General features: G+C 73.1%; 6 protein-coding genes and 2 pseudogenes. 5 read left to right on the top strand and 3 right to left on the bottom strand.

Annotation, left to right across the window (positions count from 1 at the left end):
* A pseudogene (manB, locus tag ACFV0G_RS16940) lies at positions 1 to 813 on the top strand (phosphomannomutase/phosphoglucomutase); the annotation flags it as partial.
* A gap of 134 nt (positions 814 to 947) precedes the next feature.
* Positions 948 to 2,141: a mannose-6-phosphate isomerase, class I gene (manA, locus tag ACFV0G_RS16945; protein WP_380547455.1), complete on the top strand. Its 1,194-nt coding sequence runs from the start codon at positions 948 to 950 to the stop codon at positions 2,139 to 2,141.
* Positions 2,142 to 2,162: 21 nt separating this feature from the next.
* On the opposite strand, the gene ACFV0G_RS16950 is transcribed toward manA, so the two are convergent.
* Positions 2,163 to 2,747, bottom strand: coding sequence for a class I SAM-dependent methyltransferase (locus ACFV0G_RS16950; RefSeq protein WP_380547458.1), 585 nt, complete (start codon positions 2,745 to 2,747; stop codon positions 2,163 to 2,165).
* Between the two features lie 153 nt (positions 2,748 to 2,900).
* Here ACFV0G_RS16950 and ACFV0G_RS16955 point away from each other — a divergent pair, with 153 nt between their 5' ends.
* Positions 2,901 to 3,824: an NADP-dependent oxidoreductase gene (locus ACFV0G_RS16955; protein WP_380547461.1), complete on the top strand. Its 924-nt coding sequence runs from the start codon at positions 2,901 to 2,903 to the stop codon at positions 3,822 to 3,824.
* 13 nt (positions 3,825 to 3,837) lie between these two features.
* The gene (locus ACFV0G_RS16960; RefSeq protein ID WP_380547464.1) at positions 3,838 to 4,989 is read left to right on the top strand and encodes a hypothetical protein; all 1,152 of its coding nucleotides are present in this window, start codon (positions 3,838 to 3,840) and stop codon (positions 4,987 to 4,989) included.
* Positions 4,990 to 5,057: 68 nt separating this feature from the next.
* Here the strand turns inward: ACFV0G_RS16960 and ACFV0G_RS16965 are convergent, their stop codons facing one another.
* Together ACFV0G_RS16965 and dnaB are read right to left on the bottom strand one after the other, a co-directional pair.
* Positions 5,058 to 7,814: a right-handed parallel beta-helix repeat-containing protein gene (locus ACFV0G_RS16965; protein ID WP_380547467.1), complete on the bottom strand. Its 2,757-nt coding sequence runs from the start codon at positions 7,812 to 7,814 to the stop codon at positions 5,058 to 5,060.
* Between the two features lie 135 nt (positions 7,815 to 7,949).
* On the bottom strand, positions 7,950 to 9,548 hold the full coding sequence (dnaB, locus tag ACFV0G_RS16970) for a replicative DNA helicase (protein ID WP_380547470.1): 1,599 nt from the start codon (positions 9,546 to 9,548) through the stop codon (positions 7,950 to 7,952).
* 476 nt (positions 9,549 to 10,024) lie between these two features.
* On the opposite strand from dnaB, the pseudogene ACFV0G_RS16975 reads away from it, so the two are divergent.
* Positions 10,025 to 10,406: pseudogene (locus ACFV0G_RS16975) on the top strand (hypothetical protein); the annotation flags it as partial.

Below are 10,406 nucleotides of genomic sequence, written 5' to 3' on the forward strand. Positions count from 1 at the left end.
GTGCCGGCGGTGCTGGCGGGGCTGCCGGTGGAGGTGGTGCCGATGTACTTCGAGCTGGACGGGACGTTCCCGAACCACGAGGCGAATCCGCTGGACCCGAAGAACCTGGTCGACCTGCAGGCGAAGGTGCGTGAGGTCGGTGCGGACATCGGTCTGGCCTTCGACGGCGATGCGGACCGGTGTTTCGTGGTCGACGAGCGGGGCGAGCCGGTGTCGCCGTCGGCGATCACGGCGCTGGTCGCCGAGCGGGAGATCACCCGTGCGCGGGCGGCCGGTGAGGAGAAGCCGACGGTGATCCACAACCTGATCACCTCCTGGACGGTGCCGCAGGTCGTCACCGACCTCGGTGCGGTTCCGGTCCGGACCCGGGTCGGGCACTCCTTCATCAAGGAGGAGATGGCCCGTACCAATGCGGTCTTCGGTGGTGAGCACTCCGCGCACTACTACTTCCGTGATTTCTGGCGTGCGGACACCGGGATGCTCGCGGCGCTGCACGTGCTGGCGGCGTTGGGCGGGCAGGAGCGGCCGCTGTCGCAGCTGTGTGCGGCGTACGACCGGTACGCGGCGTCGGGGGAGATCAACTCGACGGTGGCGGACCAGGCGGGGCGCACCGCGCAGGTGCGTGCGGTCTACGGCGCGCTGGAGGGCGTGGCGGTGGACGAGCTGGACGGTCTGACCGTGGCGGGCGGGGACTGGTGGTTCAACCTGCGGGCGTCGAACACCGAGCCGCTGCTGCGGCTGAACGTCGAGGCGAAGGACCCGGCCCGGATGGCCGAGCTCCGCGACGCCGTCCTCGCCATCGTCCGCAGCTGACCGGCGAACGGGAGGCGTGCGGGCCCGGGGCCGCCTGCACGCCTCCCGCCGTACTCGATCCGTCCACCGGGCTCGACTAGAGTCGGCGGTTCCGTACCGACCGGCGACCAGGGAACAGCGAGGATCGACGCCCCATGGACAGGCTGCGCAACACCGTCCGCCCCTATGCCTGGGGTTCCACCACGGCCATCCCCGCCCTGCTCGGCACCGAGCCGACCGGCGAGCCCCAGGCCGAGATGTGGCTCGGCGCCCACCCCGGCGCCCCCTCGCGCACCGACCGCGGCGACGGCACCGCCACCCTGGCCGACCTGATCGCCGCCGACCCGCAGGCCGAGCTCGGCCCGGAGGCCGTGGCCGCGTTCGGGCCCACCCTGCCGTTCCTGCTCAAGGTGCTCGCCGCCGGTACGCCGCTCTCGATCCAGGCGCACCCGACCCGCTCCCAGGCCCGCTCCGGCTTCGCCGCCGAGGAGGCCGCGGGGATCCCCGTCGACGCGCCGCACCGGAACTACAAGGACGCCAACCACAAGCCCGAACTCATCTGCGCCCTGGACGAGTTCGAAGGACTCTGCGGCTTCCGCCGGCCCGCCGCGGCGGCCGACCTGATGGCCTCGCTCGACGTCCCCGGGCTCGCCCCGCTGATCGACGTGCTGCGCGCCAAGCCGGAGGGCGAGGCCCTGGCCGACGTGCTCTCCGCGGTGCTGACGATGACCGGCCCCGAGGCCGAGCGGACGGTCTCCGACGTCGCCCGCGCCGTCACGGCAGCCGCCCCCGGCGACCCCACCGGCGCCATGGCCGGGTACGCCTTCGCCGCCGCCGAGTACCCCGGCGACACCGGCCTGATCGCCGCCCTGCTGCTCAACTTCGTCCGGCTCCAGCCCGGCGAGGCCCTCTACCTGGGCGCCGGCGTCCCGCACGCCTACCTGCGCGGCACCGGCGTCGAGATCATGGCCAACTCCGACAACGTGCTGCGCTGCGGCCTCACCCCGAAGCACATCGACGTCCCGGAGCTGCTGCGCGTGGTCGAGTTCCGCGCCACCGACCCGGACGTGCTGCGGCCCGCGGCGGCCGCCGACGGCGAGCACCACTACCCCGTGCCGATCGACGAGTTCCGGCTCTCCCGCTACGTGCTCGGCGCCGAGGGCGCCGAACTGCCCGGCCGGGCCCCGCAGATCCTGCTCTGCACCGACGGCACCGCCACCCTCACCGCCGCCGACGGCAGCAGCCTCGACCTGGCCCGCGGGCAGTCGGTCTTCCTGCCGGCCGACGGCAGCACCACCGCGCTGGCCGGCCCCGACGCCACGGTCTTCCGGGCCACCGTCACGCTCTGACGCCCGGCGGCCGGGCGGGCCTCAGGCCGGACGGGCGAACACCAGCTCCGTCCAGTGCACGCCCGCCCGGCCGTGGCCGTCGCCGCGGGAGCCGCGGTGCAGCAGGCCGAGCCCGTGCGCGTCCGCCAGCGCGACGGTCTCCTCGGCCGACACGTCGAACATCCGGCGCCCGGCCGGCACCGGACCGTGCCGCAGGGTCAGCACCATCCGCCCGCCGGGCTCCAGCAGGCCCGCCAGCCGCGCCATCGAGCGCCGCCGCTCGGGCCCGTCCAGGTGCATCCACACCGCGGTCAGCAGCACCAGGCCGAACACGCCGGTGACCCGGCCGAGTTCCGGCAGCGAGTCGTCCAGCCAGTCCAGCCCGGTGTGCACCCGCAGCTCCACGGTCGGCTCCACCGCGAGCACCTCGTGGCCCAGCGCGGCCAGTGCCGCCGCGTCCCGGCCCGTCCCGGCCCCGACGTCCAGCACCCGGCAGGGCGCCGTCGGGAACAGCCCCAGCAACTGCCGGTGCACCTCCTCGAACGCCACCTCCTCGTACTGCCGCACCAGGTCGGCCGCGGCCTCCCGGTAGCCGGCCGCCGACGGCGGCCGTCCGTCCCGCACCATCCCGTTCCCCTCTCCCTGCCCGCCCCACCGCAGCCTGGGACCGGCGATCCCAGGCTGATCCTTCCTCTGCCCCGCCCGGACGCCCGGTGGAAGCCTCGGAGCACGCCACCCGGCCGGGCCACCGCCCGGCCGGCGACACCGAGGAGAGACATCATGCGCGCCATCACCGTCCGCAGCTACGGCGGCCCCCGGCAGGCCCAGGTCGTCGAGACCGAGGTGCCGGTGCCCGGCCCCGGCGAGGTCCGGGTCCGCAACCAGGCGGTGGCGGTGCACCCCGCCGACACCGCCGTCCGCTCCGGCCTGCTGGGCCCCCTGCTCGGCGAGCCGCCGTTCCGGCTCGGCTGGGACACCGCCGGCACCGTGGACGCCCTCGGCGCCGGGGTCGCCGGCTTCGCGGTCGGCGACCGCGTCCTCGGGCTCTCGCACTGGTTCGCCACCCGCAACGGCACCCACGCGGACTTCGCTGTGCTGCCCGCCGACCGGCTCGCACCTGCCCCGGACGGCCTGCCCGCCACCGTCGCCGCCGCCCTGCCGCTGAACGGCCTCGCGGCCCTCCAGGGCGTCGACCTCACCGGCCTGACCGGCGGGGACACCCTCGTCGTCACCGGGGCCGCCGGCAGCCTCGGCCACCTCGCCGTCCAGTTCGCGCTCGCCCGCGGACTGCGGGTGCTCGCCGTCGCCGGACCCCACGATCGCGAGGAACTCACCTCCCTCGGAGCCGAGTTCGTCGAGCGCGGCGAGCACCTGGCGGCTGCGCTGCGCCGCGTGGCACCCGCCGGGGCCGATGCCGTGCTGGACGCCGCGGGCATCGGCGCCCCGCTGTCGGCCGCGCTGCGCGACGGCGGGCGCTTCGTCGCCGTCCGCCCGCCGGCCGCACCGGAGCCCGAGCGCGGCATCGAGGTCGTCGTGCTCAACGTCGTGCCCGACGCGGCGGCCCTGGCCGAGCTGGCGGCGATGGCGGCGGACGGACGGCTCGACGTCAGGATCGACTCGGTGCACCCCTTCGAGGCGGCGGCCGACGCCCATGCGCGGCTGGACGGCGGCGGCACCCGCGGTGCCGTGGTGCTGGCCCTCTGACTATCGTCGCCGCATGATCCCCGGCCCCCTGCTGATCGACGCGGCCACGGTCGGCTCCACCGCCGCCGCCCTGGCCGTCGCGCCCCGGCTGCCCGCTCCCCCGCCGCCCGGCGGCCGGGGACGGCGCGGCCCCGGCCCGGGCACCGCGCTGGCCGCCGTCACCGCGCTCGTCTACCTCAACCAACTGCTGTTCACCGTCTACATCGTCCGGGTGCACGGCGGCCGCACCGGCTTCATCGCGCGCCACCTGCCGGCCGGCTGGTTCGCCCTCGCCGACCACGAGCCGGGCATCCAGTGGCTCGCCGCGCACACACCGGCCCCCGGGCTGCTCGCGCCCAGCCTGCTGCGCGTCCAGGCGTTCCTGGAACTGCCCTTCGTGCTGCTGGTGTTCATGCTGCTGCTGCGGCTGGTCGACCCCGGGCTGCACCGCCGGGTCGGCGGCTCCCCGCTGGTGCCGGCCGCCGCGGCCGGGTACACGGCGGTGTTCTGCACGGTGGAGTGGGGCCTGCGCAACCCGTACACCGGGCAGGACATCGCGATCAGGATCCTCTCGGCGCTGGTCACCGTGCCCGTGGTCCGCGCCCTGGCCCGGCGGGACGGCGCCCCCGCCCGCCCGGCGTCGGCCCGCGGACTGCTGCTCCTCACGGCCTCCCTGTGGGCGGTCGGCCACCTGGTGCTGGACGTCTACGACACCGCGCTGCTCTACAACCTCGGCCACCTGCGCGGCCGGCTGCCCGGGATGCTGGCCGCGCTCGCCGTGCTCGGCGCCGTGCGGTGGGCCGACCGGTTGCCCGCTCCGGCACCGGCGGGCCCCGCCGTGGCGGCCCTCGCCGACGCGGTACGGCGGGTCTTCACGCTCTTCCTGGTACCGGCCCTCGCGATCCGCTACGGCCTCGGCTTCGGGCACCTGCAGGTCTCCGGCCTCTGCGCCCTCGTACTGCTCGCCGCGGCCGTGCTGCCCGCGCTCCGGGGCCGGGCGCCGCGGACGGTCCTGGCCCTGGCGGCCGCCGCCGCGGCCGGTCTCCTGGCCGCCTGCGCCGCGGCCCGCCTCGCCACCGGCCCGTACCAGGAGGCCGCCCTGCTGGCGGCCATGACGGTGCTGCTGGGCACCGTGACGGCCGGCGCCCTGCTGGCCGACCGCACCAAGATCGCGCAGCCGGCCTGACGGCAGCAGCGCGAAGGCCCCGGCAGGGCGGAGATCCGCCCTGCCGGGGCCTCGTCGCACGCGGTGCGTCAGCTGTTCTGGTAGTAGCCGAAGATGTCGACGACCAGATCCATCTTGCCGGTGCCGCTGTTCCAGAAGTCCAGGATGCCGTTGTACCCGGTGCTCGCCTGGACGAGGTTCGGGACGGTCTGGCCCTTGGTCCAGTTCAACGAGGAGACCAGCGGCCGGGTCGGCCACGAGGCGTAGTTGTTCTGGTACTGGGACAGCGAGTTGGGGTCGGGCGACACGGTGAGGAAGCCGACGCCGGTGGTCCGGGTCACGGTCGTGTTCAGCACGAACCCGGTGATGTCCGGCTCGTTGGCGGCCAGCGGCATGTAGATGTACTCGCCGTTGTCGAGCTGACCGTACTTCCAGGACGCGTCACGGGTGTCCAGCAGCCGCTCCGGGGTGAGCGGCAGGTAGGCGCTGCGACCGCCGGCGCTGTAGTAGCCGACGATGTCGACGACCACGTCGGCGGAGCCGTAGCTGCCGTTGTAGAAACGGATCTTGCCGTCGCTCCCGACCGGGACGATCACCGAGTTGGCGATCGTCTGGTTGGTCGAGTAGTTGAGGTTCGACGCGACCGGCGTCTGCTGGCCGTCCGGGTAGGCCGTCAGGAAGCCGACGTTGGTCCCCCCGGTCACCGTGACGTTCAGGGCCACCGCGGTGATCCCGGACGGCAGGTAGGCGTTCGACGTCGAGAGCCCGGAGACCTGGGTCGCGAACGAGTTGCCGCCGGAGAGCTTGCCCTTGCCGGTGCCCAGACCCTGCCGGGTGTCCACCAGGCGGGCCGGGTCGATCGGGGTGTACTCGCTGGAGGCCGACTGGGTGAAGTACCCGGCCACATCGGCGATCACGTCCACCGTGCCGGCGGAGCCGCTGTACACGTCGACGTAGCCGCCGTCACCGACCGGCACCACGACCTGGTTCGGGACGGTCTGGCCCGCGGTGTAGTTGACGTTCGAGGTGAACGGCCGCTGGTCGCCCTCCGGGTACGCCGTGAGGAAGCCGTTCTGCGTGGGGTTGGTCGCGGTGAGGTTGAGCACCACGGCGCTGGCGTTGGCGGGGATCCCGCCGTTGCCGCCCACCTTCAGCCGGACGGTCCCGTACGACCCGACCTTCTGCTTGGCCGCGCCGAGACCCGAACGGGTGTCGAGCAGCCGGGTCGGCCCGTACGGCGTGTAGTCGGAGCCCGCGGTCGTCACCTTCAGGGTGTTGACCGAGCTGTTCCCCTTCGAGTCGGTCAGCGTGACCGTCATCGTGTAGGAACCGAGCTGCTCGTAGCGGTGCTTGACGTTGATCGTGCCGTCGCCGCTGACGGTCGGCCACTCGGCACCGCCGTCGCCCCAGTCCACCCGGAGGGTGGTCGGGAGCCCGCCGGTCTTCACCGCCGCGGACAGCGTGACGCCGTGCGCACTGGTCTGCTTCGAGCTCAGGCCGAGCGCCAGCGCCGGGTTGCTGGGCTCGGCGGCCCCGCGGCTGGTGTGCGGGCCCGCACCGTAGAAGTCGGTGGTCAGCGCGCCGGGCGCGGCAGCGTTCGCCGACCCGATGGAGACCGACCCCTGCTGCAGCAGGGAGTCCGCGGAGGCCGAGATGTTCGGCCGGGCGCCCCAGTTGTTGGGCTTCTTGGGGTCGACCAGGTCGTGGGCGCCCTGGCCCGCCACCGCAGCCGCGAAGGCGGCCGGGGTCGCGTACGCGGTGCCGGCCCAGTCGTACGCCACGGTGGCGTTGTCGCCGTCCACGTGGAAGGAGTTGTAGTCGGACGCGGTACCCGCGGCCGACCCCTCCGAGACCGTGACGTCCGGGGCCCAGCCGGTGTCGGTCTGCGGGCAGACCGCCTTGTAACCGCCCAGGTAGTAGTCGGTGGTGGCGTTCGCGTCCTCGAAGAAGTTGTTCTCCACCGAGACGCCGGTCGAGGTGCCGCCGACCGCGAGCGCCGGCATGCAGTTGCGCTGGACGGTGTTGCCGGTGACGTTCAGACCGGTGACGTCGGTGGCCTTGATGCCGGTCGCGGCCAGGATGTTCCCGGCGAGGGTCACGGACTTGGCGCCGGACTCCACCAGGATCCCGGACGCCGTCAGCGACGCGTTCCCGGTGTCCACGAAGGTCCGGCTGACCGTCACGTCGTGGGAGGTGCCGTCGATGAGCAGGGCATCGTGTCCGCCCTGGGTGCCGACGTAGCTGGAGTCCAGCGTGATGTTCGAGGAGCCCTTGATCTGGACGGCGTTGGTGCCCCAGGCCGAGAGCATCAGGTTGCTGACCGTCACGTCCGAGACGCCGTCCAGGACGAGCGCGGGCTTGCCGCTGTCGGCGTTGGTGGGCTGGATCCAGGCCTGGATCCCGACGCCGACCAGGGAGATGCCGGACGTACGGACGGTGATCGGGGTCCAGGAGAAGTACCCCTGGGAGCCGAGGATCTTGACGGTGTCGCCGGGGGCGGCGGCATCGACGGCGTCCTGCGGGCGGCAGTACGGGTTGGCCTCCGTACCGTCGCCGCCCGTGCCGTTGTAGCAGTAGGAGCTGGCGAAGATGGTCTTGCCGGTCGGGGTGGCGCGGGACTTCAGCTCACCCGGGGCGGCGGTGGCCGCACGCTGGGCCCGGACCGCCTTGGAGGCGGGGCTGGTGTAGGTCTTGCCGCCCGGGAGGTCCGTGCTGATCGGCGGAGTACCCGCGGGCTTGGCGCCGTGGGGGGCGCCGGCCGGGTCGGCCGCGTAGGCCGGACCCGAAATGAGGGCGACGCCGGCTGCGAATACCGCAGCCGTCGCAGCGAGACGGCGGTAGGACACCGACCCTCCAGTCCTCTGAGAGGATGATCACGAAAGAGCGCGCTAAGAGTAGCGGCCAACTGCGCCCACGAACAGTGAATTCCATTCACTGGACGAGTACTTCCGATCACATTCCCCCCCACCCGGGACGGAACGTCAGGTGATATCTCTCGTCATGTCGACAAAACGGGAGTAGTGGCCCTGGAAAGCCACCGTGATGGTGGCCGTCGGGCCGTTACGGTGCTTGGCCACGATCAGGTCGGCCTCACCCGCACGCGGCGACTCCTTCTCGTAGGCGTCCTCGCGGTGGAGCAGGATGACCATGTCGGCGTCCTGCTCGATCGATCCCGACTCGCGCAGGTCGGAGACCATCGGCTTCTTGTCGGTGCGCTGTTCGGGCCCTCGGTTCAGCTGCGAGAGCGCGATGACCGGGAGTTCCAGCTCCTTGGCCAGCAGCTTGAGGTTACGCGACATGTCCGAGACCTCCTGCTGGCGGCTCTCGGCCCGGCGCGAGCCGCCCGACTGCATCAGCTGGAGGTAGTCGATGACCACCAGCTTGAGGTCGTTGCGCTGCTTGAGCCGGCGGCACTTGGCGCGGATCTCCATCATCGACAGGTTCGGCGAATCGTCGATGTACAGCGGCGCGTTGGTGACGTCCGGCATCCGGCGGGCGACCCGCGTCCAGTCGTCGTCCGTCATGTTGCCGGACCGCATGTGGTGCAGCGCGACCCTGGCCTCGGCCGACAGCAGGCGCATGGCGATCTCGTTGCGGCCCATTTCGAGCGAGAAGATCACGCTCGGCAGGTTGTTGTGGATCGAGCAGGCGCGGGCGAAGTCCAGCGCCAGGGTGGACTTGCCCATCGCGGGACGGGCCGCGATGACGATCATCTGGCCGGGGTGGAGTCCGTTGGTGAGCTGGTCGAAGTCGGCGAAGCCGGTGGGCACGCCGGACATCTGGCCGGCCCGCGAGCCGATCGCCTCGATCTCGTCGAGCGCGCCCTCCATGATGTCGGCCAGCGGCGCGTAGTCCTCGTTGGTGCGCTGCTCGGTGACGGCGTAGATCTCCGCCTGCGCCGCGTTGACGATCTCGTCGACGTCGCCCTCGGCGGCGTACCCCATGCCGGCGATCCGGGTACCGGCCTCCACCAGGCGTCTGAGCACCGCCCGCTCGTGGACGATCTCCGCGTAGTACTCCGCGTTGGCCGCGGTGGGGACGGAGTTGACCAGGGTGTGCAGATAGCCCGGGCCGCCGACCCGGGAGAGCTCGCCGCGCTTGGTGAGCTCGCCGGCGACGGTGATCGGGTCGGCCGGCTCGCCGCGCGCGTACAGGTCGAGGATCGCGCCGTGGATCAGCTCGTGCGCCGGGCGGTAGTAGTCGGCGGGCTTGAGCACCTCGACCACGTCCGCGATGGCGTCCTTGGACAGCAGCATGCCGCCGAGGACGGACTGCTCGGCCGCGAGGTCCTGCGGGGGGACCCGCTCGAAGCCCTCGCCGGAGGGCCCGCGGTCCTCGTCCCGGGCGTCGTCCCGGCCGCGCCGGTCGCCGCGCTGGAAGGAGCCGTCGCCGCGCCGCTGGGCGCCGTCCCGCTGGAAGGAGGAGCCGCGCCCGGCGGGCTCGCCCCGGCCGCGGGAGACCGGGAGCCGGTCACTGGGGGTGTCGGGGAACGCACCGGGAGCGAAGGCGTCGTCGGACGGCTGCCAGTCGTCCTCCGGCGGCGGGGGGACGTCGTGGTCGTCGTACTGGGGGCCGGTCACGCGTGTTCCCCGATCAGCGAGTCGTGCGAGTGGTGCGGGCCTTGCCGGGTGGCGCACCCACCTTCTTACGCCACCCGGCCGACATTTCCGAAGCCGGGCGGCGGGTGTCGCGGGGGCGGCCCGCCGCGGCCCTGCCGGTCGGCGGGCGGGCGGCGGACTCCGCCCGGCGCCCCACGCTACGGCGCCCGCCCCCGTTCGGCCAAGACGGTTATCCACAGGGGGTGTGGACGACCGCACCGGGCCTGTGGAGAAGTGCCCCAAACCTGTGCACAACCCTGTGGACAGCTCTGTGGATAACCACACCATCCATCCACCGTCAACCCTTTGACCTGGGATTACCTCCTCGGACGGCTGTGCATGAGAAATACTTCACAGCCCCGCGCGGCCACTCCGCACCCCACGTGGGCTACGCCACGCGAGTGCTCGATCAAGATTTCGAGTAAGTGATGAAAGGCGCTTGCAGTACTTACCTGTGGATGAGTAGGCTGACCGCCATGACCACTCCCGCCACCCGCCGCAGCCATGACCGCGAGATCCTCGCGCTCGCCGTCCCGGCCTTCGGCGCCCTGGTGGCCGAGCCGCTCTTCCTGATGGCCGACTCGGCGATCGTCGGCCACCTCGGCACGGCCCAGCTGGCCGGCCTCGGCATCGCCTCCGCCGCGCTCACCACCGTGACCGGCGTCTTCGTCTTCCTCGCCTACGCCACCACCGCCGCGGGGGCGCCCCCGGGGCGCGCGGGTAGCCCGTGGGGGGGTCGCCGCGGAGGGGGGGGGCGCTGCGCGGGGTGGGGGCGCCGCGGGGCGCGGGGTATGCGGGGACGTGGGGGGGGGGTGGGGGGCGTCGGCGGGGCCGTAGGCG

This window comes from Kitasatospora sp. NPDC059571, assembly GCF_042735675.1.
Classification (GTDB): Bacteria; Actinomycetota; Actinomycetes; order Streptomycetales; family Streptomycetaceae; genus Kitasatospora.

What these genes read in the sequence shown, in the direction of transcription:
- manA (WP_380547455.1), top strand. Translation starts at nt 948, where the DNA reads ATGGACAGGCTGCGCAACACCGTCCGCCCCTATGCCTGGGGTTCCACC.
- ACFV0G_RS16950 (WP_380547458.1), bottom strand. Translation starts at nt 2,747, where the DNA reads ATGGTGCGGGACGGACGGCCGCCGTCGGCGGCCGGCTACCGGGAGGCC.
- ACFV0G_RS16955 (WP_380547461.1), top strand. Translation starts at nt 2,901, where the DNA reads ATGCGCGCCATCACCGTCCGCAGCTACGGCGGCCCCCGGCAGGCCCAG.
- ACFV0G_RS16960 (WP_380547464.1), top strand. Translation starts at nt 3,838, where the DNA reads ATGATCCCCGGCCCCCTGCTGATCGACGCGGCCACGGTCGGCTCCACC.